Origin of the sequence: Microbacterium sp. KUDC0406, assembly GCF_021582875.1 — a bacterium.
In the GTDB taxonomy this organism is placed as follows: Bacteria; Actinomycetota; Actinomycetes; order Actinomycetales; family Microbacteriaceae; genus Microbacterium.
Window position 1 is genome coordinate 1,171,456 of sequence record NZ_CP091138.1, and the last position, 26,750, is coordinate 1,198,205.

19 protein-coding genes, 1 tRNA gene and 8 pseudogenes are annotated in these 26,750 nt (G+C 69.3%); 17 read left to right on the forward strand and 11 right to left on the reverse strand.

All coding sequences use genetic code 11. The features are described from left to right. The first annotated feature begins 2 nt into the window (after positions 1-2). From aceE to L2X99_RS05980, 6 genes and pseudogenes are all read left to right on the forward strand, one after another. Positions 3-2,729: a pyruvate dehydrogenase (acetyl-transferring), homodimeric type gene (aceE, locus tag L2X99_RS05955; protein ID WP_236124594.1), complete on the forward strand. Its 2,727-nt coding sequence runs from the start codon at positions 3-5 to the stop codon at positions 2,727-2,729. Between the two features lie 7 nt (positions 2,730-2,736). Next, a pseudogene (locus L2X99_RS05960) lies at positions 2,737-3,953 on the forward strand (PucR family transcriptional regulator). A gap of 85 nt (positions 3,954-4,038) precedes the next feature. Then, positions 4,039-4,958: pseudogene (locus tag L2X99_RS05965) on the forward strand (ACP S-malonyltransferase). Further along, a complete protein-coding gene (locus L2X99_RS05970; protein ID WP_236135751.1) occupies positions 4,955-5,956 on the forward strand; it encodes a beta-ketoacyl-ACP synthase III in 1,002 nt (333 codons plus the stop codon). The pseudogene L2X99_RS05965 and the gene L2X99_RS05970 overlap by 4 nt, the downstream one beginning before the upstream one ends. A 63-nt stretch (positions 5,957-6,019) precedes the next feature. After that, positions 6,020-6,268, forward strand: a complete 249-nt coding sequence (locus L2X99_RS05975) for an acyl carrier protein (protein WP_116242207.1) — start codon at positions 6,020-6,022, stop codon at positions 6,266-6,268. A gap of 79 nt (positions 6,269-6,347) precedes the next feature. Next, positions 6,348-7,586, forward strand: a complete 1,239-nt coding sequence (locus tag L2X99_RS05980; protein WP_236135752.1) for a beta-ketoacyl-[acyl-carrier-protein] synthase family protein — start codon at positions 6,348-6,350, stop codon at positions 7,584-7,586. Positions 7,587-7,649: 63 nt separating this feature from the next. Here the strand turns inward: L2X99_RS05980 and yczE are convergent, their stop codons facing one another. After that, positions 7,650-8,309, reverse strand: coding sequence for a membrane protein YczE (gene yczE, locus L2X99_RS05985; RefSeq protein ID WP_236124593.1), 660 nt, complete (start codon positions 8,307-8,309; stop codon positions 7,650-7,652). 95 nt (positions 8,310-8,404) lie between these two features. Here yczE and L2X99_RS05990 point away from each other — a divergent pair. The 3 genes and pseudogenes from L2X99_RS05990 to L2X99_RS17835 all read left to right on the forward strand — a co-directional run. Beyond that, positions 8,405-9,244: pseudogene (locus L2X99_RS05990) on the forward strand (aminotransferase-like domain-containing protein); the annotation flags it as partial. Between the two features lie 74 nt (positions 9,245-9,318). Continuing rightward, positions 9,319-9,672, forward strand: a pseudogene (locus L2X99_RS18215) (PLP-dependent aminotransferase family protein); the annotation flags it as partial. 9 nt (positions 9,673-9,681) lie between these two features. Beyond that, positions 9,682-9,807, forward strand: a complete 126-nt coding sequence (locus tag L2X99_RS17835; protein WP_268928557.1) for a hypothetical protein — start codon at positions 9,682-9,684, stop codon at positions 9,805-9,807. Between the two features lie 138 nt (positions 9,808-9,945). Here the strand turns inward: L2X99_RS17835 and L2X99_RS05995 are convergent, their stop codons facing one another. Both L2X99_RS05995 and L2X99_RS06000 read right to left on the reverse strand, forming a co-directional pair. Then, on the reverse strand, positions 9,946-10,449 hold the full coding sequence (locus L2X99_RS05995; RefSeq protein ID WP_236124591.1) for a DUF3145 domain-containing protein: 504 nt from the start codon (positions 10,447-10,449) through the stop codon (positions 9,946-9,948). A gap of 171 nt (positions 10,450-10,620) precedes the next feature. Next, a pseudogene (locus L2X99_RS06000) lies at positions 10,621-11,393 on the reverse strand (hypothetical protein). 172 nt (positions 11,394-11,565) lie between these two features. Here L2X99_RS06000 and L2X99_RS06005 point away from each other — a divergent pair. From L2X99_RS06005 to L2X99_RS06030, 6 genes are all read left to right on the forward strand, one after another. Further along, positions 11,566-12,363 (forward strand): DUF262 domain-containing protein, encoded by a 798-nt coding sequence (locus tag L2X99_RS06005; RefSeq protein WP_236135754.1) that lies wholly within the window; start codon positions 11,566-11,568, stop codon positions 12,361-12,363. A gap of 364 nt (positions 12,364-12,727) precedes the next feature. Then, positions 12,728-13,567 (forward strand): HNH endonuclease family protein, encoded by an 840-nt coding sequence (locus tag L2X99_RS06010; RefSeq protein ID WP_236135914.1) that lies wholly within the window; start codon positions 12,728-12,730, stop codon positions 13,565-13,567. 253 nt (positions 13,568-13,820) lie between these two features. Continuing rightward, a complete protein-coding gene (locus tag L2X99_RS06015) occupies positions 13,821-14,816 on the forward strand; it encodes an alpha/beta fold hydrolase (protein WP_236124588.1) in 996 nt (331 codons plus the stop codon). A 70-nt stretch (positions 14,817-14,886) separates the two neighbouring features. Beyond that, a complete protein-coding gene (locus L2X99_RS06020) occupies positions 14,887-15,744 on the forward strand; it encodes a DUF72 domain-containing protein (RefSeq protein ID WP_236135755.1) in 858 nt (285 codons plus the stop codon). Beyond that, positions 15,741-15,950 carry a KTSC domain-containing protein gene (locus L2X99_RS06025; protein WP_236124586.1) on the forward strand — a complete coding sequence of 70 codons (210 nt, stop codon included), beginning with the start codon at positions 15,741-15,743 and terminating at the stop codon, positions 15,948-15,950. The genes L2X99_RS06020 and L2X99_RS06025 overlap by 4 nt, the downstream gene beginning before the upstream one ends. A 74-nt stretch (positions 15,951-16,024) precedes the next feature. After that, on the forward strand, positions 16,025-16,255 hold the full coding sequence (locus tag L2X99_RS06030; RefSeq protein ID WP_236124585.1) for a hypothetical protein: 231 nt from the start codon (positions 16,025-16,027) through the stop codon (positions 16,253-16,255). On the opposite strand, the gene L2X99_RS06035 is transcribed toward L2X99_RS06030, so the two are convergent. Both L2X99_RS06035 and L2X99_RS06040 read right to left on the reverse strand, forming a co-directional pair. Continuing rightward, positions 16,253-16,326: transfer RNA gene (locus L2X99_RS06035), tRNA-Ile, on the reverse strand. The two genes, L2X99_RS06030 and L2X99_RS06035, sit on opposite strands and share 3 nt — an antisense overlap. Positions 16,327-16,352: 26 nt before the next feature. Then, positions 16,353-16,888 (reverse strand): annotated as a pseudogene (locus tag L2X99_RS06040) (gamma carbonic anhydrase family protein). A 129-nt stretch (positions 16,889-17,017) separates the two neighbouring features. On the opposite strand from L2X99_RS06040, the pseudogene L2X99_RS06045 reads away from it, so the two are divergent. Continuing rightward, positions 17,018-17,502 (forward strand): annotated as a pseudogene (locus L2X99_RS06045) (Dps family protein). 64 nt (positions 17,503-17,566) lie between these two features. Here the strand turns inward: L2X99_RS06045 and L2X99_RS06050 are convergent. The 6 genes from L2X99_RS06050 to L2X99_RS06075 all read right to left on the reverse strand — a co-directional run bounded on the left by L2X99_RS06050 (position 17,567) and on the right by L2X99_RS06075 (position 24,000). After that, positions 17,567-19,048 carry an amidohydrolase gene (locus tag L2X99_RS06050; protein WP_236124584.1) on the reverse strand — a complete coding sequence of 494 codons (1,482 nt, stop codon included), beginning with the start codon at positions 19,046-19,048 and terminating at the stop codon, positions 17,567-17,569. Continuing rightward, positions 19,045-19,686, reverse strand: a complete 642-nt coding sequence (locus tag L2X99_RS06055) for an FMN-binding negative transcriptional regulator (RefSeq protein WP_236124583.1) — start codon at positions 19,684-19,686, stop codon at positions 19,045-19,047. Before L2X99_RS06055 ends, L2X99_RS06050 begins: the two co-directional genes overlap by 4 nt. A gap of 60 nt (positions 19,687-19,746) precedes the next feature. Continuing rightward, complete coding sequence (locus tag L2X99_RS06060; RefSeq protein ID WP_236124582.1) at positions 19,747-21,231, reverse strand: alanine/glycine:cation symporter family protein; 1,485 nt, start codon at positions 21,229-21,231, stop codon at positions 19,747-19,749. An 87-nt stretch (positions 21,232-21,318) separates the two neighbouring features. Beyond that, complete coding sequence (locus tag L2X99_RS06065) at positions 21,319-22,317, reverse strand: Fpg/Nei family DNA glycosylase (RefSeq protein WP_236124581.1); 999 nt, start codon at positions 22,315-22,317, stop codon at positions 21,319-21,321. A gap of 1 nt (position 22,318) precedes the next feature. Next, positions 22,319-22,804, reverse strand: coding sequence for a ribose-5-phosphate isomerase (locus L2X99_RS06070; protein ID WP_236124580.1), 486 nt, complete (start codon positions 22,802-22,804; stop codon positions 22,319-22,321). Between the two features lie 23 nt (positions 22,805-22,827). Next, positions 22,828-24,000, reverse strand: coding sequence for a ferrochelatase (locus L2X99_RS06075; protein WP_236124579.1), 1,173 nt, complete (start codon positions 23,998-24,000; stop codon positions 22,828-22,830). Positions 24,001-24,151: 151 nt separating this feature from the next. On the opposite strand from L2X99_RS06075, the pseudogene pepN reads away from it, so the two are divergent. Beyond that, positions 24,152-26,703 (forward strand): annotated as a pseudogene (gene pepN, locus L2X99_RS06080) (aminopeptidase N). Positions 26,704-26,750: the final 47 nt, after the last annotated feature.

Sequence of the window (26,750 nt, forward strand, 5' to 3'; positions counted from 1 at the left end):
CCGTGACCGTTCACGATCAGGATCCGTACTCGCAGGGCCCGCTCGACAGCGACCCGGAGGAGACCGGCGAGTGGCAGCAGTCCCTCGATGAACTCGTCGAGGCGAAGGGCCACGGCCGCGGGCGAGAGATCATGCTCAGCCTGCTGAAGCGCTCCAAGGATCTGCACCTGGGCGTGCCGATGGTTCCCACCACCGACTACATCAACACGATCGCCCCCGAGAACGAGCCCGCGTTCCCCGGCGACGAGGAGCTCGAGCGCCGTTACCGGCACTGGATCCGCTGGAACGCCGCGATCACGGTGCACCGCGCCCAGCGCCCCGGCATCGGCGTCGGCGGGCACATCTCCACCTACGCCTCCGCCGCCTCGCTGTACGAGGTCGGCCACAACCACTTCTTCCGCGGCCGTGACGACGCGAACGGCGGGGATCAGATCTTCTACCAGGGCCATGCCTCCCCCGGCATGTACGCCCGCGCCTTCCTCGAGGGGCGGCTCACCGAGACGCAGCTGGACGCGTTCCGCCAGGAGAAGTCCGGCGCCCCGAACGGACTGCCCTCGTACCCGCACCCGCGGATGATGCCGGAGTTCTGGCAGTTCCCGACCGTGTCGATGGGCATCGGCCCGATCAACGCGATCTACCAGGCGATGACGAACAAGTACCTCGCAAACCGCGGCATCAAGGACGTCTCGGACTCGCACGTCTGGGCGTTCCTGGGCGACGGCGAGATGGACGAGGTCGAGTCCCGCGGCCAGCTGCAGGTCGCCGCGAACGAGGGCCTCGACAACCTCACCTTCGTGATCAACTGCAACCTGCAGCGCCTGGACGGGCCCGTCCGCGGTAACGGCAAGATCATCCAGGAGCTGGAGAGCTTCTTCCGCGGCGCGGGCTGGAACGTCATCAAGGTGGTCTGGGGCCGGGAGTGGGACGACCTGCTCGCCCGAGACACCGAGGGCGCGCTGCTGAACCTCATGAACATCACGCCCGACGGCGACTACCAGACGTACAAGGCCGAGAACGGCGCCTACGTCCGGGAGAACTTCTTCGGACGCGACGAACGCGCCGCCGCCCTGGTCAAGGACCTCACCGATGACCAGATCTGGCAGCTGCGCCGCGGCGGCCACGACTACCGCAAGGTGTACGCCGCGTACAAGGCCGCCATGGAGCACAAGGGCCAGCCCACCGTCATCCTCGCGAAGACGGTGAAGGGATACGGCCTCGGACCGCACTTCGAGGGCCGCAACGCGACCCACCAGATGAAGAAGATGACGCTGGACGACCTCAAGCTGTTCCGCGACACCATGCACATTCCGATCACGGACGCGCAGCTCGAGGCCGACCCGTACCGGCCGCCGTACTACCACCCGGGGCAGAACGACGAGACCATCCAGTACATGCTGGAGCGACGTCACGACCTGGGCGGATTCCTGCCGGAGCGCCGCACCACGCACGTGGGCCTGCAGCTTCCGCAGGACAAGGACTACGCGCTGCCGAAGAAGGGCTCGGGCAACCAGGAGGTCGCCACGACCATGGCGTTCGTGCGCATGGTCAAGGACCTCATGCGCGTGAAGGGCTTCGGCGAGCGGATCGTCCCGGTCATCCCGGACGAGGCGCGCACCTTCGGCATGGACGCCTACTTCCCCACCGCGAAGATCTACAACCCGAACGGCCAGAACTACACCTCGGTCGACCGGGAGCTGCTCCTCGCCTACAAGGAGAGCCCGCAGGGTCAGCTGATGCACGTCGGCATCAACGAGGCCGGCGCGACCGCCGCCTTCACGGCGACGGGCACGTCGTACGCCACGCACGGCGAGCCGCTGATCCCGATCTACATCTTCTACTCGATGTTCGGCTACCAGCGCACCGGCGACGCCTTCTGGGCCGCCGGCGATCAGATGACGCGCGGCTTCGTGATCGGCGCCACCGCCGGCCGCACCACGCTGACCGGAGAGGGCACCCAGCACGCTGACGGACACTCGCCCCTGCTCGCCTCGACCAACCCGGCGACGCTTGTGTACGACGCCGCCTACGGCTACGAGGTCGCGCACATCGTGCAGGCCGGCATCGAGCGCATGTACGGCGGCACGCACCCCGACCCGGATGTCATGTACTACCTCACCGTGTACAACGAGCCGATGCGTCAGCCGGCCGAGCCGGAGGACGTCGACGTCGAGGGCATCCTCAAGGGCCTGCACCGCATTGCGCCGGGCTCCGGCGAGGGCCACCGCGTGCAGCTGATGGCATCCGGCGTCGGCGTGCCGTGGGCGCTCGAGGCGCAGCAGCTGCTGCGCGAGGACTGGGGCGTCTCGGCGGATGTCTGGTCGGTGACCTCGTGGAACGAGCTGCGCCGCGACGGACTGGCCGCCGACGAGCACAACTTCCTGCACCCCGAGCAGGAGCCGCGCACCGCGTACCTCACCGAGAAGCTGCGGAGCGCCGAGGGCCCGGTCATCGCGACGAGCGATTACATGCACGCCGTCCAGGACCAGATCCGCCAGTGGGTGCCCGGCTCGTACTACACGCTGGGAGCCGACGGTTTCGGCTTCGCCGACACCCGTGCCGCGGCGCGCCGATTCTTCAAGATCGACGGCCCCTCGATGGTGGTCCGCACCCTCCAGGCAATGGCCGACGAGGGCAAGGTCGAGCGCTCGATCGTCGCTCAGGCCATCGCGAAGTACGACCTGTACAACGTGAACGCGGGCACCAGCGGGAACGCGGGCGGCGAGAGCTGAGCACCAGGTGACAGCGACTCCCGCGCCGGCCGTCGACAAGGCAGCGACGCTCGCCTGGCTGCGCCGGATCTCCGGCGATCTGGCCACGGCGACGATCAAGCGCCTCGAGGAGACGCTGCCCTGGTACGCCGACATGCCACCGGCCCGACGGTCCTCCGTCGGGCTGGTGGCCCAGGCCGGCATCACCTCGTTCATCCAGTGGTACGAGGATCCGAGTTCCACGCCGTGGATCGGTGCGGACTTCTTCGCCGCGGCGCCCCGTGAACTGCTGCGCAGCGTCAGTCTGCAGCAGACGCTGCAGCTGATCCGCGCGACGGTCGACGTCACCGAGGAGCGTGTCGCCGGCAAGGACGAGAGCGTCCGTGAGGCGATCCTGCTGTACTCCCGCGATGTCGCGTTCGCCGCCGCGGACGTGTACGCCCGCGCCGCGGAGTCGCGCGGGCTGTGGGATGCCCGTCTCGAGGCGCTCGTCGTCGACTCGATCCTCACCGGCGAGGCGGACGAGGAGCTGCCCAGTCGCATCGCCGCCCTCGGCTGGCACGGGCATGGCGAGGTGAGCGTGATCGTCGGCACGACTCCGGCGCAGTTCGACGTCGACACCGTGCGCCGCACCGCCCGTAAGCTCGCCGTCGACGTGCTGATCGGCGTTCAGGGCTCGCGTCTGGTGCTCGTCGTCGGTCGTGCCCGGCTCCCCGGACGCGAGGAGCCCACCGACGAGCTGCCGTTCGAGGAGATCGCCAGCCGCCTCGAGCCGTCCTTCGGCCCCGGCTACGTCGTGCTGGGTCCTCCGGTTGCCGCGCTGGTGGACGCCGGGCAGAGTGCCAGAGCGGCACTGGCGGGTTTCGCCGTCGCACGCGCCTGGCGCGGCGCACCGCGCCCCGTCGAAGCCGACGACCTGCTGCCGGAGCGCGCTCTCGCCGGCGACGCGCTGGCGAAGCAGACCCTCATCGAGCGGATCTACCGCCCGCTGCAGGCGCACTCCCCGATCTGGTCACCACGCTGTGGAGCTACCTGGACAACGGGCGATCGCTGGAGGCCACGGCGCGCGAGCTGTTCGTGCATCCGAACACGGTGCGCTACCGCCTCAAGAGGGTCAGCGAGGTGATCGGCTGGGATGCCACGGGCCCGCGTGAGGCGCTCATCCTTCAGACCGCCCTCATCCTCGGCTCGATCGGCACGGCGGAGCCGGTCCGTCGACGTCCGCTGGGACGCCGACCGCGCTGACAGGTGTGCGCCACGCACAAAGGAAACACGGATTGTTGTGAGAGATCATCCACCGCGTCATCCGGATCGTTGGCAGAATGGGTGAGTGATCGTCGTCGCCTGCCCTGGACAGGGCTCTCAGACCCCCGGCTTCCTCTCCCCTGGCTCGAACTCGACGGTGTCGCCGAGCAGCTGGCGGCGTACTCCGAGGCCGCCGGCGTCGACCTGGTGCGACACGGCACCGAGTCCGACGCCGACACCATCCGCGACACGCAGATCGCGCAGCCGCTGATCGTCGCGGCCTCGCTCGTCGCCGCGACGCAGCTCGAGAAGGCGGCGGGCCGACGCGCTGAGGCTCTCGCGGGTCACTCCGTCGGCGAGTTCGCCGCCGTCGCGATCGCGGGTGTGCTCGCCGACGCCGACGCCATGCGGCTCGTCGGCGTCCGTGGACGTGCGATGGCGGATGCCGCGGCGCAGACACCCACAGGCATGAGCGCGGTCCTTCGCGGCGACGAGGAAGCCGTGCTCGCGCGCCTCGCCGACCTCGACCTGACGGCCGCCAACTACAACGTCGCCGGTCAGATCGTGGCGGCCGGCGCGCTCACCGCACTGGCGCAGCTCGCAGAGCAGCCCGTCGCGGGCACGCGGGTCATGCCGCTGCAGGTGGCCGGGGCCTTTCACACCGCATACATGGAGCCGGCCGTCGAGACTCTGCGCTCCGCCGTCGCCGACGTCACCGTCTCCGACCCGCGCGCGACCCTGTGGTCGAATCGTGACGGTGCCGTGGTCGCCTCCGGCGCGGATGCCGTGGATCGCCTCGTCACACAGGTGTCCTCGCCGGTGCGCTGGGACCTCTGCATGGCATCGTTCGCCGAGCACGGCGCGACGGGCTTCATCGAGCTCGCCCCCGCGGGCGCACTCGCGGGGCTCGCCAAACGCGGGCTGCCCGGCGTGCCGAGCGTCGCGGTGAAGACCCCGGAAGACCTCGACGCGGCGGTGGCGCTGCTGAACGGAGAAGCAGTATGAACCGCATCCTCGCCCAGGCGACCGGCCCGGCGCACACCCGCATCTACTCGTACGGTGCGGCGCGCGGCGAGAACGCGGTACCGAACGACGATCTGATCGGCCCGATCGACTCCAGCGACGAGTGGATCCGCCAGCGCACCGGCATCGTCACCCGCACACGCGCCGTGCCGGAGACCGATGCGATCGACCTGTCCACCGCCGCCGCCGCGGAGGCGATCGAGAAGTCCGGCATCGCGCCCACCGACATCGATCTGGTCATCGTCGCCACCATCAGCAATCCCAAGCAGTCGCCGTCGGTCTCGGCGATCGTGGCGGACCGCGTGGGCGCGAATCCGGCCGCAGCCTATGACATCAATGCCGCCTGCGCCGGCTACGCCTACGCGATCACGCAGGCCGATGCCCTCATCCGCAGCGGTGCGGCCCATTACGCGCTGGTCATCGGCGCGGAGAAGCTCTCCGACATCGTCGACCCGACCGATCGCAGCATCTCGTTCCTGCTGGGCGACGGCGCGGGCGCCGCGGTGGTCGGGCCCAGCGACACCCCCGCCATCTCTCCGGCCGTGTGGGGCTCGGACGGCAGCAACGCCGAGGCCGTGGGCATGAACCACACGCTCACCGAGTTCCGCGACGGCGCCGCCCCCTGGCCGACGCTGCGCCAGGAGGGTCCGAAGGTGTTCCGCTGGGCCGTCTGGGAGATGGCCAAGGTCGCCCGCGAGGCTCTGGATCGCGCCGGGATCGAGGCCTCCGACCTCGCCGCGTTCATCCCGCACCAGGCCAACATGCGCATCATCGACGAGTTCGCGAAGCAGCTGAAGCTGCCCGAGACCACGATCATCGCCCGCGACATCGAGACCACGGGCAACACCTCCGCGGCGTCCATCCCGCTCGCGACGCACCGTCTGCTGCAGGAGCACCCGGAGCTCTCCGGCGGCCTGGCGCTGCAGATCGGCTTCGGCGCCGGCCTGGTCTTCGCCGCCCAGGTGGTCGTGCTCCCCTGAGACGTCCCGCCGTTCCCTAGACTGTTCCCCGGTTCCTAAACCATCCCAAGAAAGAGGAAAGAAATGGCTCTCACCAACGACGAGGTCCTCGCGGGCCTGGCTGAGCTCATCACCGACGAGACCGGCATCGACGCGTCCGAGGTCGCCCTGGAGAAGTCGTTCACCGACGACCTCGACATCGACTCGATCTCGATGATGACGATCGTCGTCAACGCCGAGGAGAAGTTCGGCGTGACCATCCCCGACGACGAGGTCAAGAACCTCAAGACCGTGGGCGACGCCGTCAGCTTCATCGTCGCCGGCGCGGAGTAAGACCCGTGGATGCCACCCCCGCTCGTCTGCGGGGCGTGGCATCCGCCGTCCCTGAACGATCCCCACGAAGGAACCATCAATGACCAAGCGCATCGTCGTGACCGGCATCGGCGCCACGTCCGCCCTCGGAGGAACCGCACCGGAGAACTGGGCGAACCTGCTCGCCGGCGTCCCCGGGGCGCACACCCTGCCCCACGAGTGGATCGAGAAGTATCAGATCCCCGTGAAGTTCGCCGCCGAGGCATCCGTCCGTCCCGAAGAGGTGCTGCCGCGTCACGAGGCGAAGCGCCTCGACCCGTCCACCCAGTTCGCTCTGATCGCCGCACGCGAGGCGTGGGAGGACGCCGGAGCACCGGAGGTCGCCCCGGAGCGCCTCGGCATCGACTGGGCCACCGGGATCGGCGGCGTATGGACCCTTCTGGACGCCTGGGACACCCTGCGTGAGAAGGGCCCCCGTCGGGTGATGCCCCTCACGGTGCCGATGCTGATGCCGAATGCCGGTGCGGGCAATCTGTCGCTGCAGTTCGGCGCGAAGGCCTTCGCACGCACGGTCGTGAGCGCCTGCGCCTCGAGCACCGAATCGATCGCCAACGCCTACGAGCACCTGCAGGACGGTCTCGCGGACGTGGTCATCGCCGGCGGTGCGGAGTCCGCCATCCACCCGATCACGATGGCCTCCTTCGCCTCGGCACAGGCCCTGTCCCGCCGCAACGACGACCCCGAGGGCGCCTCCCGCCCCGGTGCGATCGACCGCGACGGCTTCGTGATGGGAGAGGGCGGTGCCGCGCTCGTCCTCGAGACCGAGGAGCACGCCAAGGCTCGCGGTGCGAAGATCTACGCCTACCTCGTGGGCGGCGGAGTGACGGCCGATTCCTACCACATCACGGGGAACGACCCCGAGGGCGCCGGTGCGGCCCGCGCCGTCGAGCAGGCGCTCGCCCAGGCGGGGGCGACGGCCGACGAGGTCACCCACATCAACGCGCACGCCACCTCGACGCCGGTCGGCGACCCGAACGAGTACGAGGCGCTCAAGCGCGTCTTCGGCGAGCGGATCGACGAGATCCCGGTGTCGGCGACCAAGGCGTCCACCGGACACCTGCTGGGCGGCACGGGAGCGCTCGAAGCGGTGTTCACCATCCTGGCGCTGCGCGACCGCATCGCGCCGCCGACGATCAACATGACCGAGCCCGACCCGGCAGTGCCGTTCAGGCTCTCCGGCGAGCCTCAGCCCCTCGGTGAGGGCCCGCAGCTGGCGATCAGCAACTCCTTCGGCTTCGGCGGTCACAACGCCGTCGTGGTGTTCCGCAGCGCGGACTGACGCCAGGCGGTGCAGAGGGGGCTTCCGGAGTCATCCGGAAGCCCCCTCTGCGCGACCCGCTGGTCATCCGTGTGACGGCAGCGTTGCCGAACGCACGGCGCGGCGCCGCGTGAAGAATCCCAGGAACACCCCGATCAGCGGCCCCACTCCGAACGCGAACGCCACTGTGCCGACGCCGACCGGTCCGCCGAGCAGGAATCCGATCAGCAGGACGCCGCCCTCCAGGAACGTCCGCACCAGCCACACCGGCCGGCCGGTGCGCGCCACGAGCCCTGTCATCAGACCGTCGCGCGGTCCGGGGCCGAAGTCGGCGGATATGTACAGCCCGGTCGCGAACGCGAGCAGCACCAGTCCGGCGATGAACATCGGAACGGCGATCCACAGCGACGACGCGCGCGGCACGAGGGCGAGTGTCAGGTCGGCACTCGGCCCGACCACCACGGCGTTGAGCAGAGTGCCCACTCCGATGCGCTGGCGCAGGGGGATCCACAGCAGCAGGACCACGGCCGCCACCAGGCAGGTGATCACGCCGAAGCCGAGATGCGTGGTCGCGGCCAGCCCCAGCGCGAGCACATCCCAGGGTGCCACTCCGATGCCCGCCCGCACCATCAGCGCCATTCCGGCCCCGAACAGGAACAGCCCGATCAGCAGCTGCGCCGCCCGCTCGGCGAGGTCCCTGGGGCCGCTGGCGGAGATGGGGAGGAAGATCGAACGGAGCCTCATGTCCTCATCCTGGCCTCCTCGACGTCGACGGCATGAGGACCACTCGATGAAAAGTGGTCTGTCGTTCTCAGACCACTCTGCGGCATGCTGGAGGCATGGCCTCCCGGTTGGTGACACAGCTCGGCACGCACAGCGTCGCCGGCGCGAGTGCCGGCGATCTCGCCGACCAGATCCGCGCGCTCATCCTCGACGGCCGCCTCACCGTGGGAGAGCGGCTGCCCAGCGAACGCGCGCTCGCGGCTGAGCTGCGCCGCTCGCGCTCGACGATCACCCGGGCGTACGACGCTCTGGAGTCCGATCGCTACGTGACCCGCCTGCACGGTGGCGGCACCCGTGTCGCGCTGCCGAACTCTCCTGGCACCGTCACCGAGCTCGACGACGACGCATCGATCGACCTGTCCATCGCGTCGATGGATTCGACGCCCGGACTCTACGACGCCACGGTGCGCTCCCTGCCCCGCCTGGCCGCCTTGCGCGGCACCAGCGGATACTCGCTGCAGGGCCTGCCGGAGCTGCGGGATGCGGTCGCGGCACGGTTCTCTCAGCGCGGCGCACCCACGTCGGCGGAGGAGATCATGATCACCTCCGGCGCCCTGAACGCCGTGAATCTCATCCTCACCGCTTTCGGACGGCGAGGAGAGCGCGCGGTGGTCGAGCAGCCGACCTTCCCACATGCCCTCGACGCGCTGCAGCTGCACGGATACCGGATGCTTCCGACACCGGTCGACGTGCAGGGATGGGACGCCGGGCATCTGCTGGACCTGCTCCTGCGCGCCCGCCCGCACGTGGGGTATCTGATCCCGGACTTCCACAACCCCACCGGCGCCACACTGTCGGACGAGGACCGGTCCCGCATCGCCGCCACCGCTCGCAGCTCCGGGACGCGCCTGATCATCGACGAGACGACGGCCGAGCTCGACATCGATCGGGGCTGGACCCCCACGCCGATGGGCGCCTTCGGCCCGCACGTGATCACCGTCGGGTCGATGTCGAAGATCGCCTGGGAGGAATGCGAGTGGGCTGGATCCGTGCGGAGCGAGCCCACATCGAGCGTCTGCTCGCCATACGGCCGGCGTTCGAGCTCGGCACGGCTCTGCTCGAGCAGTGCATCGCCGTCGAGCTGCTCGCCGACATGCCCGCACTCCTGGCCCATGTGCGCGAGCGTCTGCGAGCCGGACGTGACGCGGTCGCGACCGGGCTGGGCGACATCGAGGGCCTCACGATGCCCGCGACATCCGGAGGCCTCTCCGCGTGGGTGGACCTCGGCCGGCCTGCATCCACACGACTCGCCCTCACCGCTCGCGAGCACGGGCTCATCGTGCCGCCGGGACCCCGCTTCGCGACCGGCGGCGTGCTGGAGAGACGGCTGAGGGTGCCGATCACCCTGCCACCCGCACGCACGGCAGAGGCGCTGGCCCGTCTCCGGCGGGCCTGGGAGGACATCGGCGAAGGAACGGATCCGCCCTCGGGCATCCCGCTCACGAGCGCGGTGATCTGACCGGGACAGGACGAAGCCCCCTGCTTCCCCGCAGGGGGCTTCGATCCTTGTGCGGAGGATTCGCCTTCTCGTCTTCCGGGAGCTGGTCACCGGACTCCGGTACTCGCGCCTCCTCCGCAGGTCGTTGCCGTCGGCCGGTCAGCCGACCTTGTGGAGCCACACGACATGTGCATCGTCGCTGGCGTGCCGGAACGGCTCCAGCTCCTCGTCCCAGGCCGCACCGAGCGCCACGTCGAGTTCGCGCTGCAGCTCGACGACGCTGCCGGCCGCGATCTCGATCGCATACCGGATGCGATCCTCGCCGATGACGATGTTGCCCGCGGCATCCGTCTGCGCGTAGTGGATGCCGAGATCCGGCGTGTGCAGCCAGCGGCCGCCGTCGCTGCGGGGTGTGGGGTCCTCCGAGACCTCGAAGCGCAGGTGCTCCCATCCGCGCATCGCCGTCGCGAGAGCGGCGCCGGTGCCCACCGGGCCGTCCCAGTAGAACTCCGCGCGGCGCGTGCCCTGCTGCACCGGCTGATCGCTCCAGTCGAAGTTGACGGCACGACCGAGAGCGCGTCCCACCGCCCATTCGAGGTGCGGGCAGAGCGCGCGAGGCGAGGAGTGGATGTACACCACTCCCCGTGCGTATCCCGTCGCCATGATCTCTCCGTTTCATCAGGTGCGTCTTCCCCTACGACCTGAACCACGGATGGTGGCGGACTATGCGGTTATACGGCGATTATCGCCGAGATTTGGAGGAATGACAAGCATGTAACACAGAACGGCCCCGAGTCCTGGGACCGGGGCCGTTCCGACGTGCTCGGCGAAGGATCAGGCCTCGCTCATCGCGAGCTTCTCCTGCTGGCCCTTGGCCGCGTAGTAGGCGGCGCGAGCGGCGTCCTTGCGGGCCTGTTCGGCGTAACCCGCCTCGAGGACGTCCTGCGGGACCTCGACCTGGCTGTGCTGGTCGGTGCCGTGGTACTTCTCGATGTAGGCGTCGAGCTCGGGGCCCGAGGTCCACGAGGTGATCAGGCAGTAGCGCGGCTCGGTGCCGTTGTGGGTAGTCGCGTGCCACAGACGCTGCGTGTCGACGATCAGCTGGGCACCGGCCGGCAGGGCGATGCGGTACTCGATGCTCGGGTCGGTGCGGTTCTCACGAAGGACGAAGAAGCTGTCCTTGTCATCGGTGAGGTTGAAGAAGCCGCGCACGACCCAGCCGGTGCCGTCCGGGTTCAGACGGTTGTTGTCGTCCTGGTGCAGGTTGTAGAGGCAGTCGCCGTACGGGGTCGGCTGCAGCTCGATGACGCGGCAGCGTCCCACGTTCGCGCCCGGCTCCTGCGCACGCGCGGTGAGCGTCGGGGCGATGGCCGTCTGCGAGTCGATCCAGACGCCGTCCTTGTCGGTGCGCGGCGGCTTGTGGTTCCAGAAGCCGTTGCACTCGATGTCGCCCTTGGCGCTGGCCAGCGGCGCGAAGCGGGTGTCCCCGAGGACTTCCAGTCGACGTACTCGATGTCGAGCCATTCCTTCGGGTCCATTTCCCCGCCGTAGCTGTCGAGGATGACGAAACCCTTGTCCTCAAGGGCTGCGGACTTGATGTATCCCATGATCGAGTCATGTCCTTTCGTAATGGGCCAGCGAAGTTTTAACAGGCCCTACTTAGGTAAGCCTACCTCGGCCTCCCGGACGCGCCCGCGAGACCGGCCGGGGAAAGTCGCGCCCGGTTAGACTCGTGCCGGCGGGGTCCGTCTTCCCGCCGCATGGAGGCATCACCCCGTCATGGCCACGGCAACCAACGTCGAAGCGACCGCAACGAGCACGATCGAATGGCTGTCGGCACCGTCGACGAACATCGTCGTACCGGTGTATCAGCGTCAATACCGCTGGGACATCGGAGGATGCGAGCGACTGCTCTCCGACATCCGCGCGGTGGCCGCGGAGGATGCCGCACATCGGCACTTCATCGGATCGATCCTGTCGGCGGAGGACGCCTCGGCGGAAGACGCCGACCTGATCCTCATCGACGGGCAGCAGCGCGTGACCACGCTGATGCTGCTGGTCGCAGCGCTGCACCACACGGTGCGCGACGCCGACCCGCTGATGGCCGCAGAGCTGGAGCGTGTCCTCGTCCGTGCCGACGATCCGAGCCGCACCAAGCTGCGCCCCCACCATGCCTGGGCCGATCTCTACGACTCGGTCGTGCTGGACCGGCGCGACGATGCCGACCGCGAGTCGCGCTTCGACGACAACTACGCCTTCTTCCGCAGCCAGGTGCACGCCGACGAGGCGCCGGCGGATCTGGGAGGGCCTGAAGAAGCTCGAGCACGTGTCGATCACCCTCGGGGCCGCGGCGAACGCTCAGCAGATCTTCGAGAGCCTGAACTCCACGGGCGAGCCACTCCGCGACCACGAGCTCATCCACAACTACATCCTGATGGGGCTCTCGCACGGCGAGCAGGTCGAGATCGAAGAGGAGTACTGGCTGCCGATCGAGCGCCTCACCGGCGAGACCATCGGCGCGTTCTGGCGGCACTACCTCGTCATGACGACCGGCCGCGAGGTCGAGGTCGCCGGTGAGCGCGGGGTGTACAGCGCGTTCCGCGCGACGTTCCCGCGACTCGACGTCGAGCGTCTGCGGTCGGATGCCGGCGCCTGGCGCGAGTACGCCGGGATCTACGGCGTCCTGCTGGACCCGTCGCTCGAGCAGGATGCCGGCATCCGGCGCCAGCTCGGCTTCGTGAACACGTTCGGCCGCGCCGCCTATCCGCTGGTGATGAGCGCGTATCACGACCATGCCCACGGCCTGATCTCGCGCGATGAGCTGATCCGCACCATGGAGTGGGTGCAGGCGCTGCTGCTGCGGCGCACGGTGGTGGGTCTGCCGACCGACCGTCTGATCGCACGCCTGTGCCGCGCCCGCGCCGAGGGCGAGGACGCCCTGATGCGCGCCATCGCCCGGATCACCCCGTCGGACGAGCGCGTCAGCGCGGTGCTCAAGTACAGCGAGCTGCCCTACGCGTCGTACGTGCTGGGTCGGCTGCTCGATGTGGACGACGTGAGCGACTACGACGTGGAGCACATCGTGCCCGCGGCCCCTGGCGATGCCTGGTCGGGCGACGGAAGCCGTCCGTGGAGCGACTACAGCGAGGACGAGCAGAACAGTCACCGCGCGCTGGCCCCCACGCTCGGCAACCTCACCCTGCTCGAGACCCGGCTCACCGAGCGCGTGTTCGGCGCGTCGTTCCCCGACAAGCGCGATGACGCCTACGCGCGCAGCGCCGTGACGGGCACGCGCGCCCTCGCCGAGCTGCCGTCCTGGGGCACGGCGGCGATCGCAGAGCGCACTGTGCGTCTCACCGACGCCTTCGTCCGGATCTGGGCGCGTCCCGATCTGCCCGAGATCGACGACGACGGCCTCACGCCCATCCTCGATGCCGTGCGCCGTCGCGGCTGGCCTGCGGGATGGGAGCGCGAGTTCGCCTACGTCGAGTACCGCGGTGAGCACTGGGAGGTCAAGGACGTCCGGTATCTGTTCAACCGCGTCTTCCGGCGCGCCTGGACCGATGACCGGCGAGCCGCACTCGCGTACAGCGCCGCGCACGGCGGTCCGCTCTACGAAGAGATGGCCTGGAAGGGGCATTGGGACGACTTCGGCGGCATCCACATCTACATGGGCTGGGACTCGAACTACATGATGGGAGCCGTGCAGGGCGTGCTGGAGGAGTCCGGCATCGCCTCCGAGGTCTTCGTGAAGTACTCCTACATCGGGAACGTGATGTGATGGCCGCTCTCGTGCGACGCATGCAGGATCTCACCGTCACCGAGCACACCATCACGGTGCCGCTGGTCTGGGACGACGGAGCCGACACACGGACGATCGACGTGTTCGCGGCGGTCGTCGCCAGGGACGGCGGCGAGGACCTCCCGTATCTGGTCTTCCTGCAGGGCGGACCGGGCTTCGAGGCCCCACGGCCGTTCCACTCCCCGCCTCACCCTCCTGGCTCGATGTCGCGCTCGAGGATCACCGCGTCGTCATGCTCGATCAGCGCGGCACCGGCAGGTCCACTCCCGTCGGCGACAGGCTGCTCGATGATCTCGGCTCCGCCATGGCGGCCGAGTACCTCACGCACCTGCGCGCCGATTCGATCGTGCGGGATGCCGAGGCGCTGCGCGCAGAACTGGGTGCGGACCGCTGGAGCCTGCTCGGGCAGTCGTTCGGCGGCTTCACCGTGCTGACCTATCTGTCGACGAACGCCGCCGCTCTGGACCGGGTCTACACCACCGGCGGGCTGAGCACCGTCGAGCGGACCGTCGACGAGGTCTACGCGCTCAGCTACGACAAGATGCGCACGGCGTCGGAGAGGTACTACCGGCGCTTCCCGGAGCATCGTGAACGGATGCGCCGACTCGTCGATCTCGCCGCAGCCGGGAACCTGGTGCTCCCGGACGGCGAGGTCGTCTCGGTCTCGCGGCTGCGGTCGGTCGGCTCCGCGCTGGGCACGAACGACGGCTGGCAGACGGTCTGGTCGCTGCTCGAGCTCGATCCCGGCACGAACGCGTTCCGCTACGACCTGGCTGCAGCGATGCCGTTCGGCGGGCGCAACCCGCTGTACTTCGCGTTCCACGAGTCCTGCTACGCCGACGGCGGGGCCACCCGATGGTCGGCGGAGCGCGTGGAGCCGGCGGACTTCGCCGCCGATCCCACGCTGTTCACCGGCGAGCACATCAGGCGGGAGTGGAGCGAGACCGTCCCCGCACTCCGTCCGTGGCGGGATGTCGCGCTCACTCTCGCCGAGCACGAGTGGCCGAGGCTCTACGACCGGGCAGCACTCGCGGCATCCGGTGCGCGCGGTGCTGCCGCGGTGTATGTGAACGACGTGTACGTTTCGCTGGAGCACTCCTTGGAGACCGCACGGCTGCTGCCCGACCTCAAGCTGTGGGTGACCAGTGAGCATGAGCACAACGGTCTGCGCGCGGGATCCGTGCTGGAGAGGCTCTTCGACCTGGCCCACGACCGGCGCGTCCGGTAGCCGGCGGCGCCCACGCGCCCGGTTGTCAACCCCGCTCGCAGCGGGTGCGAGCCGGCGTAGCCTCGTCGGGATGGACGATTCGGGGGCACGACATGCGGGGCGAATGCGAGTGGGCACCTCCGGGTGGCGATACTCCTCCTGGCGGGGCGACTTCGACCCGCGCGGGTTGGTTCAGCGCGACGAGCTGCGATACATCGGCACTCACTTCTCGACGGTCGAGCTGAACGGATCCTTCTACTCCCTGCAGCGCCCGGAGAGCTATCTGCGCTGGCGCAGCAGCGTGCCGGAGGGCTTCCTGTTCGCGGTGAAGGGGTCCCGCTACATCACCCACATGCTGCGTCTCCGGAACACCGAGCAGGCGCTGGCGAACTTCTTCGCCTCCGGTGTGCTCGCCCTCGACGACGCCCTGGGTCCGATCCTGTGGCAGCTGCCCGCCCGCCTCGACTTCGATGGGGACGCGCTCGCGGGCTTCCTCGGCTCCCTTCCCCGAACGACGGCGCAGGCGCTCGCGCTGGCTCGCCAGCACGACGAGCGGCTGGAGGGCAGATCGTGGCTTCGGGGAGGACACGACCGACCCCTGCGGCACGCGCTGGAGCCCCGATCGGAGAGCTTCCGCACCGAGCGACTCCATGACCTGCTCAAGGAGCACGGCGTCGCGCTCGCCGTGGCCGACACCGCGGGCCGCTGGCCGCGGTTCGACGCCAGGACCGCCGACTTCGCATACCTGCGCCTGCACGGGTCCCGAGAGCTCTACGCGAGCGGGTACTCCACGGATGAGCTGCGCGAATGGGCGGCGCTCTGTCGTGAGCGGGCGGGCGACGGCGAAGATGTGCACGTGTACTTCGACAACGATGCGCGAGGGCACGCGCCGCACGACGCGCGCGCCCTCGCCGATCTCGTCGGCGATGAGCCGGAGAGCTCGTCATGAGACGGCGGTCGGTCCGCTCCTCCGCCATCGCCTCGGTCGGTTACGACCCCGGCACGGCGGTGCTCGAGGTGGAGTTCCACAGCGCGGAGGTCTACCGCTACTTCGCCGTCCCGCCGTCGGTGCACCGCGCGCTGCTGGAGGCGCCGAGCGTCGGCCGGTACTTCCAGGAGCACATCCGAGACCGGTATCCGGTCGAGCACCTGTAGCGCAGACGTGGACGTTGTCCACCCCCTTCACGCATCTGACCGCATGTCGTAGGTTCGCCGCAGGAGGACGAATCATGACCGATCCACGCGAAGACACCGAGCACTCCGACGCGGAGCAGGACGAGCGCTCCGAAACGGAGCAGACCAAGCGCCCTGAGACCGAGCCCGCCGCCGAGGACCTGGACGAGCCCAGCACCGAGAAGGACCCGGGAGAACAGCCGCGGACGCCGGAGCACGATGAACCCGAACCCGACCACCAGGCCGTGGGCATCGGCGTCATCGGCCGTCCGCAGACGAAGGAGTAGGGCGGGCGGGACTTGAACCCGCGATCGTCGGGTTATGAGCCCGCTGCCTTCACCAGCTTGGCCACCGCCCCGTAGGTGTTACAGCCTACCGGGCGCGTCAGAGCGGTGCGGCATCGCGATGCGTCCGCGTGTGCCGCAGATAGATCTCCGCGTTCTCGATCAGGCCGGCGCGCTCCTCGCCGGTGAGCTCGCGGCGCACCTTCGCAGGCACGCCGGCCACGAGCGAACCGTCCGGCACCTCCGTGCCACCGAGCACGACCGCTCCCCCGGCGATCAGGCACCCCTTTCCGATCACGGCACCGGACAGCACGACGGCGCCCATTCCCACGAGGGAGCCGTCGCCGATGGTGCAGCCGTGCACGACCGCGTTGTGACCGATCGAGACACGCTCGCCGACGACCACGCCGTGACCGCTGTCCACATGCACCGAGACGTTGTCCTGCACATTGCTGCCGGCCCCGATGGAGATCGGTGCGGAGTCGCCGCGCAGCACCGCGTTGTACCAGACACTGGCCCCGTCGGCGAGGAGACCTCGCCGACGATGCGTGCACCGTCGGCGACGAAGGCCCCGTCATGCAGGAAAGGGATCTTGCCCGGCAGAGCCAGGACGGATGCTGCAGTGGCGACGGTCATGTAGGTGAGACTACCCTCAGATCCGCGTGATTCCGCGGCGGTTAGCGTTGCCTCAGCTTGCTTGCGGAACCTTTCAGACTGAGTAGCGTTGAGGTCATCAGGCAGTTATCCACGACTCCGGAGGACCTCATGAACGCTTCGAAGACCATCCCCGCCACCGCAGGCGACCCCACCGTCGCGGCTGCGGCCGCACAGTTCCTCTCCCCGTCGTCCTCGGCCTGCAGGCACTGGTCGTGAACGGCAAGCAGGCGCACTGGCACGTGCGCGGCGCCAACTTCATCGGCGTGCACGAGTTCCTCGACACTGTCGTGGCCAACGCCGGTGAGTTCGCCGACACGGCTGCGGAGCGCATCGTCGCTCTCGGCCTGCCGATCGACGCCCGCGTCAGCACGGTCGCCGAGAAGGCCGGCGCCACGCAGGTCGCGGCGGGCTTCGCCGCCTCCGACGAGCTGGTCCGAGCCGTGATCGCCGACATCGACGCGATCCTCGTCGACGTGAAGGCGGCGGTCGAGGGTCTCGATGAGGTCGACCTCACCAGCCAGGACGTCGCCATCGAGATCCAGCGCGGACTCGAGAAGGACCGCTGGTTCCTGTTCTCGCACGTCGCGGCCTGACGCGCTCACGAATGCCCTCGGGGTCTCCCCGAGGGCATTCGTGTGTCCGCTTCAGCGCGTCCGTTCAGTGCGTCCGGCGTCCGGCCACGAGCGTCGCGAGGACCGGCATCGTGCGCAGTGCCGCCGCATCAGCGGCGCGGGGGTCGACGCCGCAGAGCGCAAGATCCGCGACCGCTCCCGGGGTGACCGCCGAGGTCCCGTCCGTGCCGTGGTGCGCGCTCGCGCGCAGCGCCGTGTCGATGTCGACGCGCTCCTCGGGATGCCATCTCTCGCCGTCCTCGCCCTTCCGCGTCACGGCGGCGGAGATCGCGATCCACGGATCGAGCGGAGACACGGGCGCGTCGGAGCCGAACCTGATGCCGGCACCGGCGGCGTGCAGACTCGCGATCGGATAGGCGATCGATGTCTGCGACGACCACAGCAGGTCGATCAGCGCGCGATCGTCGAGCGCATGACGCGGCTGCGTGCTCGCCGCGATCCCGAGGCGAGCGAAGCGTGCCAGGTCGGCGTGCCGCACCAGCTGGGCATGCTCGATCGTGCCCGTCTGGCCGGTGTCGGTGAACGCGTCGAGAGCTGCCGTCACGGTGACGTCGCCGATCGCGTGCACTGCGGCCTCGATGCCGGCACCCGCCGCCCGCCCCAACAGCTCGTGCAGCTGCCCCGGCGGCACCGTCAGCGCACCGTGGTTCGCGGGCAGATCGTCGTAGCCGTGGCTGCACGCCGCGGTGCGAGTGCCGAGCGAGCCGTCGGCGATCACCTTCAGCGGCCCCATCCGCACCAGGTCACCGTCGCCGAAGGGGTCTCCGGTACGGAGTCCCTCGGCGATCGCCCGATCCAGATGGTGCGGGTAGACCGCGAACTCCACCCGGTGCAGGTCGAAACCCGCCTTCAGACGACGGGTCCACGCTCCCGCGTTCCACCCCATGTCGAAGTCGACCAGCCCGACGACGCCTCGCGCGGCCGCGCGACGTGCGGCCTCCGCCACGGCGGCATCCGCCAGAGCGTCGTCGACGTCGTTCAGCCGGCGCGAGATCTCGAATGCCGGCTCCTCGCGCAGCATCCCGTCGTCGTCCCGGCCCTCGAACCCCTCGCGACGCAGGGCCGCGGAGTTCAGCCAGACGCTGTGCACGTCTGCGTTGAGCAGGTAGGTCGGCACATCGCCGGTACTGCGGTCGAGCAGTTCACGCGACGGGATGTCGGGCCAGAGCGCGTCCCGGAATCCCGTGCCGATCCGGCGTCCATCGCCCAGCGGCGCGACCACGGACATCCGCGCAGCGGCATCCGCCGCGCTCACCGCGTCGTGCAGCGGCTCGCGCTGGGCGGTGAGCGCCCACTGCACGGTGTGCACGTGGTGATCCCAGAGTCCGGGGATCACCCAGGAGCCGCCGCCGTCGAGCACGTCGACCGCCGCGCGCAGGTTGCCGGTCGGAGCGACGTCGGCGATCACGCCGCCACGGATGAGGATGTCGACCGGCTCGGTGTCGGGCAGCAGCTCCCGTCCGGCGCCCGCGACGCGCACCGCGCGCAGCAGCAGATCGGCGCTCATCCGCGGTGCGCCAGACGCGTCTCATACGCACGACGCATCTCGGCGGCGAGAGCCGGATGCGCGTACTCACCGGTGCCGTCCAATTCGGCGATGATCGTCTCCACCACCTCGTCGGGCCGGTTCTGGCTGAGCTTGCGCTTGGCGGTCACCCTGGTCGGGGTCAGCCGGAAGCCGACGGTTCCGGCTTCGAGGACGCGCACGAACTCGTCGGTGTTCGGCGCCTGCCACATCAGTCGCGGCTGCGGCAGACGTGACTCGAAGTGCTCGACCAGGTCGTCGAGGATCCTCAGGTTCGTCGTGGTGTCGACCACCTCCGGGATGCCGGCGAGGTGCACGGCCACGTAGTTCCAGGTCGGTACGGCCTTGACCTCGCCGTACCAGTTCGGCGAGATGTATCCGTTCGGGCCTTCGAACACCAGCAGCAGCTCGGTCTCGCCGAGGCGCAGCACCTGGTCATCGGGCCTGCCGACGTGGCCGACGACAGTGAGGTCGTCACGCTCCGGATCGAGCAGCACCGGATAGTGCGAGGCGACCAGACCGTCTGCGCCGGTCGCGACGACCGTCGCCCAGGGGTTCTGCGCGATCACCCGTCTCAGCTCGGTCACATCGGTCATGGCGAAGCTGGGGTTCTGGCGCATGGATCCAGATTACGGCGACGGCGGCCCCGGAAGGTCTCCGGGACCGCCGCGCATGTGCCGCTACCTCTGCGAGTCCACGACCGGGATCGCCTGCGTCTTCCACTCCTCGAAGTCGCGATCCCCGGCCATGAAGGCGTCGATCTGCTCCTTGGTCGCCACCAGCTTCGGATCGTTGTCGAGATACTTCTTCGTCTCCCTGGCGATCAGGCCGGACAGGATGAGCAGGCCGAGCAAGTTCGGGATCGCCATGAGGCCGTTCATCACGTCGGAGAACGCCCAGACCACACCGAGCTGCACGGTGCAGCCGATGAACACCACGAGCGAGAACACGACGCGGAACGGCATCACCGCACGGCGACCGAGGAGTCGCTCGATGCACCGCTCGCCGTAGTACGACCAGCCCAGGATCGTGGATCCGGCGAACATCACCAGCCCGATCGTGACGATGTAGTGCCCCCACTCGCCCGGCAGGCCGTGCGAGAACGCCTCGCCCGTCATGAGCGCAGCGCTGATCTGCTCTCCGGTCTCGGGGTCGGTCATGTTCCACACGCCTGTGGTGATGATCACGAGGCCGGTGCAGGTCACGACGATGATCGTGTCGATGAAGGTCTGGGTCATCGACACCAGGCCCTGGCGCACGGGATGCGTCGTCTTCGCGGCCGCCGCGGCGATCGCCGCGGACCCCATGCCCGACTCGTTCGAGAAGATGCCCCTGGCCACGCCGAACTGCACGGCGATGATGATCGCCGACCCGGCGAACCCGCCGACCGGTGCGGTGCCGGTGAACGCGTCGGTGAAGATCTGGGCGAAGGCGGCAGGTACGTCTGCGATGTTGGCGATGAGGATGTACAGCGCGCCGAGCACGTAGAAGATGATCATGACCGGGACCAGGCCGGCCGTGACCCGGCCGATCGACTTGATGCCGCCCACGAGCACGAGCATCGCGAACGCGGTGAGCACGAGCCCGGTGACCCAGGTCGGTACGTGGAAGCTGTTCTCCATGTTCGAGGCGATCGAATTGCCCTGCGTCATGTTGCCGATGCCGAAGCATGCGAGCACCGCCGCGATCGCGAAGAACAGGGCGAGGAATCTGCCGAACCTGTTCGGGATGCCGCGCTCCAGGTAGTACTGCGGTCCCCCGGACTTCTCACCGGCGGCATCCGTCTTGCGGAAGCGCACGCCGAGGAACGCCTCGGAGTACTTCGACGCCATGCCGAGAAGACCGGTGACCCACATCCAGAACAGGGCGCCGGGGCCGCCGATGCCGATGGCGGTCGCCACGCCCACGATGTTCCCGGTGCCGACGGTCGCCGCGAGAGCCGTCGTGAGCGCCTGGAACTGGGAGATGTCGCCGTCATCGGCGCCCGGGTCCTTGCGGGTGAAGATGCCGAGGCGCAGCGCGGCCCCGAGCCGGAGGAACTGGATGCCGCCGAGGCGGATCGTCAGATAGAGCCCTGTCCCGAGCAGCAGCGGGATGAGGACCCAGGGTCCCCAGATCCACGAGCTGATCGTCTCGAGCACGGATTGCAGGCCGGAAAGGTCCATCGGATCTCCTGTCGCGTCGTTGCAGAGGACCCGGTCATCCTTTCACAGCGTGCTCTCAGGTCTCCACCCGACCACCGCACCCGGGGATCAGCGCTGGCAGTACGGGCACCAGTACAGCTTGCGCGCGCCGATCTCCTCGAGCGCGATCTCCGTGCCGCAGACACGGCACGGGAGCCCGGCACGGTGATACACCCAGTGCCGGTCGTCACGGCTCGCCATGGCGGCACGGTACTCGTGCGGAGACAGGTCGTCCATCGTCATCATCTGACCGGTCTCCACTCCGATCGCCAGAAGCCGCACCCAGTCCCGCCAGAGGTCGCGGACGACGTCCTCGGGAACCTGCCTGCCGGGCGTGTGCGGATTCAGCCGCGCGCGGAACAGCATCTCCGCGCGGTACACGTTGCCGATCCCGCTGACGACGGCCTGGTCCATCAGCAGGAGCGCGATCGGGGTGCCCTTCTTCCGCACCGCGGCGGTGAAGCGCTCCTCGCCCTCGGCGGGATCTCCGACCAGCGGGTCGGGACCGAGCTTCGCGATCGTCGCGAGCATCTCGTCCGGCGTCTGCACCTGACACGCGGTCGGGCCGCGCAGGTCGGCGCAGGTCGCATCCGTGAGCAGGCGGACGCGCACCTGGCCGACGACGGGTGGCGGCCACTGATCACCCTCGTCTTCGAGGCCCTTCGTCTGCTCCGACATCCGCAGATGCACCCGGGTGCGCCGAGGGGCGCCGATCGAGGTCAGGGAGTTCTCGCCTGCGTCGTCGAGGATCGGGGCGTCCAGATCGGTGCCGCGCTGGTTCGTCTGCCCCATGCGGCCGTTCGCGGACGCGATCGTGGGGTCGACGAGGATCTCGCCGGCGAAGTCCCACGCCCCGTACAGACCGAGGTGCACGCGCAGCCACGCGTCGCCGTCGAACCCCAGGAACATCTGCTTTCCCACGGCCTTCGCGTCGAGCAGCTCACGACCGCTCAGGAACTCGGCCCCCTCGGCGAAGCGACCCTGCGGGCTGGACGCGGCGACCTCCCGGCCAACGAAGTTGCGGTCGAACTGACGGGCGATGCGGTGGACGGAATGACCCTCTGGCATCTCAGGCCCGCGGGTCCGGGAGGAGGGATCCGTCGCGCTCGAACTCCGCGATCTGGCCGATCCGGCGCACATGCCGCTCCTCGTCGGAGAACGGCGTCGCGAGGAAGAGGTCGATGAACGAGGTCACCTCGTCGAAGGTGTGCTGGCGCGCACCGATCGAGATGACGTTCGCGTCGTTGTGCTCTCGGGCGAGCTCGGCGGTCGACGGGTTCCACACCAGCGCGGCGCGGACGCCGGCCACCTTGTTCGCCGCGATCTGCTCGCCGTTGCCCGAACCGCCGAACACGACGCCCAGTGCCTCGACGCCTGCGGCCTGGTCCTCGACGACCGCCTGAGCGGCCCGGATGCAGAACGCCGGGTAGTCGTCGAGCGGGTCGTACGACAGCGGCCCGTGGTCGATCACCTCGTGGCCGGCCGCGCGCAGATGCTCCTGCAGGCGCGTGGAGAAGTCGAGTCCGGCGTGGTCGGTGGCGAGGTGGATGCGCATGGCATCCATCCTAGAAGCGCCGGTCAGGGCACGAGGCCGGCGGCGGCGGGCCGGAATCCGAGCCGCGCGTTCTCGCAGTCACCGGGGCGGGACACGTCGTACCAGGGACCGAGCGGGGTGACGTGGGGGCGCTCCGCCGCAGGCATCCCCGAGATGCGCTCCTCGACCAGGTCGACGAGCCCCGCGACGAAGGAGGGGTGGATGCCGGGCGTGGGCGTGCGCACCGCGCGGATGCCCGCCTCCTCGGCCGCCTGCATCGCCTCGGTGTCGAGATCCCAGAGCACCTCCATGTGGTCGCTCACGAACCCGAGCGGGACGATCACGACCGCCTGCGCGCCCCGGGACGGGAGGCCGGCGATGACATCGTTGACGTCGGGCTCGAGCCAGGGCTGAGTCGGCGGGCCGGAGCGCGACTGGAAGACGAGCTCCCACGGCAGCACTCCCCCGCCCACCGGCAGGTTGGCCATGATGTACTCCGCCACGGCACGGTGCTGCGCGCCGTACGCGCCACCCTCGCCCCAGTCGACATCGCGAGGGCCGGAGCGCTCGGCGTCGCCGGTGGGGATGCTGTGCGTCGAGAACAGCACGTGGATCTTCTCGGCGGCGATGCCGTCGGCGATCAGCTGCTGCACGGCGTCGGCGACGCCCTCCTGGAACGGCGCGACGAAGCCGGGGTGGTCGAAGAAGAGACGCACCTTGTCGGCGGTCACCTTCTGATCCAGACCGGCTTCGGTGATCGCGCGCGCGATGTCCTCGCGGTACTGGCGATCGCTGGAGTACGAGCTGTATGCGCTGGTGGCCAGCACGAGCAGCGTCCTGTGCCCGTCTGCGGCGGCCTGCGCGAACGCCTCGTCGAGGTACGGACCCCAGTTGCGGTTGCCCCAGTACACCGGCAGGTCGAGTCCCCGCCGGGCGATCTCCGCCTCGAGAGCCGCCTTCAGCTCGCGGTTCTGCCCGTTGATGGGGCTCACCCCGCCGAAGTGCCGGTAGTGGTGTGCGACCTCCTCGAGGCGCTCGTCGGGGATGCCTCGGCCGCGCGTGACGTTGCGCAGGAACGGGATCACGTCGTCCTGGCCCTCCGGACCCCCGAAGCTCGCCAGGACGAGAGCGTCATAGGCGACGGGTGTCTCCACGAACGGGGCGCCGGAGGCGGCTGCGGCAGAGGCGAACGGAACAGTATCGGAAGAGACGGTCACCGCTCCATCCTTCCACCGCTCCCTATGTCTCTCCCGATCCCCCGGCCGTCGAATTCGACGGCGCCTGCGCCTGGCGTAGGCTGTCAGGGTTGCCGTCGGCGCCAGCAGCGCCGGACCGTGGCGACGCCCCCTCACCACTGGGAGAACAGCTGTGCCTGGAGAGAACCTCACCCGCATCGAAGCGCAGGAGCGCCGCGCCGTCGTCGACACGCAGTCCTACGAGGTCACGCTCGATCTCACCAAGGGCGCCGAGGTGTTCGGATCGCGCAGCGTGGTGCGCTTCACCGCGACCCCGGGGGCCTTCACCTTCATCGACCTCATCGCCCGCGACGTCCGTGAGATCTCCCTCAACGGCGAGCAGCTCGACCCGAGCGCCGTGCTCGCGGACTCCCGTATCGCGCTGTCCGATCTGCAGGCCGAGAACGTCCTGGTCGTCGACGCCGACTGCCTGTACACCAACACCGGCGAGGGCCTGCACCGCTTCGTCGACCCCGTGGACGGCGAGGTCTACCTCTACTCCCAGTTCGAGGTGCCCGACTCCCGGCGCGTCTTCGCGGTCTTCGAGCAGCCCGATCTGAAGGCGACCTTCCAGTTCACGGTCACCGCGCCGGCGGCATGGAAGGTCGTCTCGAACTCGCCGACGCCCGAACCGATCGTGCACGACGACGACAGCGTGGCCACCTGGGGCTTCGAGCCCACCCCGCGCATCTCGTCCTACATCACCGCGCTCGTCGCCGGCCCCTACGAGGCGACCTTCTCCGAGCTGACCAGCGCCTCGGGCCGCGTCATCCCGCTCGGCGTTTACGGCCGCAAGAGCCTGTGGCAGCACCTCGACGCGGACTACATCTTCGACAAGACCCGCGAGGGCTTCGCCTACTACGAGTCGAAGTTCGGGGTGCCGTACCCGTTCGCGAAGTACGACCAGCTCTTCGTGCCCGAGTTCAACGCGGGCGCCATGGAGAATGCGGGCGCGGTCACCTTCACCGAGACGTACGTGTTCCGCAGCAAGGTGACCGATGCCGTCAAGGAGCGCCGCGTCGTCACGATCCTGCACGAGCTCGCGCACATGTGGTTCGGCGACCTGGTCACCATGAAGTGGTGGAACGACCTGTGGCTGAACGAGTCGTTCGCCGAGTGGGCGTCGACGATCGCCACTGCCGAGGCCACCGAGTGGACCGAGGCGTGGACCACGTTCAACGCGATGGAGAAGACCTGGGCGTACCGCCAGGACCAGCTGCCCTCCACGCATCCCGTCGTCGCCGAGATCAACGATCTCGAGGACGTGTTGGTCAACTTCGACGGCATCACCTACGCCAAGGGCGGTTCGGTGCTCAAGCAGCTCACCGCCTGGGTCGGCATCGACGCGTTCTTCGCCGGAGTCTCGGCCTACTTCCAGAAGCACTCCTGGGGCAACACCGAGCTCAGTGACCTGCTCGTCGAACTCGAGCGCACCAGCGGCCGCGACCTGACCACCTGGTCGAAGAAGTGGCTCGAGACCGCGGGCGTGAACACCCTCGCGCCGGTCATCGCCGAGGACTCCAGCGGAGTCATCACCCGGTTCGCCGTCACGCAGACCGCCCCCGCCGACTACCCGACCATCCGCCCGCACCGCCTGGGCATCGGGTTCTACGACCTCGACGGCGGAGCGCTGGTGCGCACGCACTACGTGGAGGTCGACGTCGACGGCGACCGCACCGAGATCCCGGAGCTGCAGGGTCTGAGGCGTCCCGCACTGGTGCTGCTGAACGACAAGGACCTCGCCTACGCGAAGATCCGGCTCGACGAGAAGTCGCTGGCCACCGCCATCGAGCACCTCTCCGACATCAGCGACCCGCTCGCCCGCTCGCTCGTCTGGGGCGCGGCCTGGGATCAGACCCGCGATGCCGAGAGCAGCGCGAGCGACTACATCGAACTGGTGCTGGGCAACATCGGGCGGGAGACCGAGTCGACCACCATCCGCACGACCCTCGCGCAGCTCACCCTCGCAGCCTCGACCTACGTCGCCCCATCGCAGCGCTCCGCCGCCCGCGAGAAGGTGGCCGACGGACTGTGGGCCCTCGCGCAGAGCGCCCAGGCCGGCAGCGACAGCCAGCTGCAGCTGGTGACCGCGTTCGCGAACATCCTGGTCACCCCGGAGCACGCCGGCATCGTCGGCCGGCTCCGCGCCGGTGAGGAGACCCTGCCCGGCCTCGAGATCGACGCCGACCTGTCATGGCAGCTCCTGGTCGGCCTCGCCGCCGCCGGTGCCACCGATGCGGCAGCGATCGACGCCGCACTCGCGGCCGACAACACGTCGAAGGGTGCCGAGTTCGCCGCTCAGGCGCGCGCTGCACTCCCCTCGCGGACGCCAAGCAGGCCGCGTGGACCTCGCTCGTGGACAACGCCGATCTGCCGAACACCATCGTGCGCGCCGCCGCGGCCGGTTTCGTGCACCCCTCCGGCGTCGACGTGCTCGGCGCGTTCGTGCCGAAGTACTTCGAGATGCTGCTGCCGATCTGGACATCGCGCACGTACCAGATCGCCGACTATCTCGTCGTGGGTCTGTACCCGCGCTCGCTCGCGAGCATCGAACTGCGGGATGCCACGCGAGCCTGGCTGTCCTCCAACCAGGAGGCCGCGCCGGCACTGCGCCGTCTCGTGCACGAGAACCTCGCAGACGTCGAGCGCGCGCTCGCCGCTCAGGCACGCGACGCCGAGGACTGATCCCCACGGCCCACTCCGACCGCCGCTTCGCGCCGCTCGAAGCCGAG

Coding starts and splice junctions, on each gene's coding strand:
- L2X99_RS05970 (WP_236135751.1), top strand. CDS start 4,955: ATGAACCGCATCCTCGCCCAGGCGACCGGCCCGGCGCACACCCGCATC.
- L2X99_RS05975 (WP_116242207.1), top strand. CDS start 6,020: ATGGCTCTCACCAACGACGAGGTCCTCGCGGGCCTGGCTGAGCTCATC.
- L2X99_RS05980 (WP_236135752.1), top strand. CDS start 6,348: ATGACCAAGCGCATCGTCGTGACCGGCATCGGCGCCACGTCCGCCCTC.
- yczE (WP_236124593.1), bottom strand. CDS start 8,309: ATGAGGCTCCGTTCGATCTTCCTCCCCATCTCCGCCAGCGGCCCCAGG.
- L2X99_RS05995 (WP_236124591.1), bottom strand. CDS start 10,449: ATGGCGACGGGATACGCACGGGGAGTGGTGTACATCCACTCCTCGCCT.
- L2X99_RS06005 (WP_236135754.1), top strand. CDS start 11,566: ATGGCCACGGCAACCAACGTCGAAGCGACCGCAACGAGCACGATCGAA.
- L2X99_RS06010 (WP_236135914.1), top strand. CDS start 12,728: ATGCGCGCCATCGCCCGGATCACCCCGTCGGACGAGCGCGTCAGCGCG.
- L2X99_RS06015 (WP_236124588.1), top strand. CDS start 13,821: ATGCTCGATCAGCGCGGCACCGGCAGGTCCACTCCCGTCGGCGACAGG.
- L2X99_RS06020 (WP_236135755.1), top strand. CDS start 14,887: ATGGACGATTCGGGGGCACGACATGCGGGGCGAATGCGAGTGGGCACC.
- L2X99_RS06025 (WP_236124586.1), top strand. CDS start 15,741: ATGAGACGGCGGTCGGTCCGCTCCTCCGCCATCGCCTCGGTCGGTTAC.
- L2X99_RS06030 (WP_236124585.1), top strand. CDS start 16,025: ATGACCGATCCACGCGAAGACACCGAGCACTCCGACGCGGAGCAGGAC.
- L2X99_RS06050 (WP_236124584.1), bottom strand. CDS start 19,048: ATGAGCGCCGATCTGCTGCTGCGCGCGGTGCGCGTCGCGGGCGCCGGA.
- L2X99_RS06055 (WP_236124583.1), bottom strand. CDS start 19,686: ATGCGCCAGAACCCCAGCTTCGCCATGACCGATGTGACCGAGCTGAGA.
- L2X99_RS06060 (WP_236124582.1), bottom strand. CDS start 21,231: ATGGACCTTTCCGGCCTGCAATCCGTGCTCGAGACGATCAGCTCGTGG.
- L2X99_RS06065 (WP_236124581.1), bottom strand. CDS start 22,317: ATGCCAGAGGGTCATTCCGTCCACCGCATCGCCCGTCAGTTCGACCGC.
- L2X99_RS06070 (WP_236124580.1), bottom strand. CDS start 22,804: ATGCGCATCCACCTCGCCACCGACCACGCCGGACTCGACTTCTCCACG.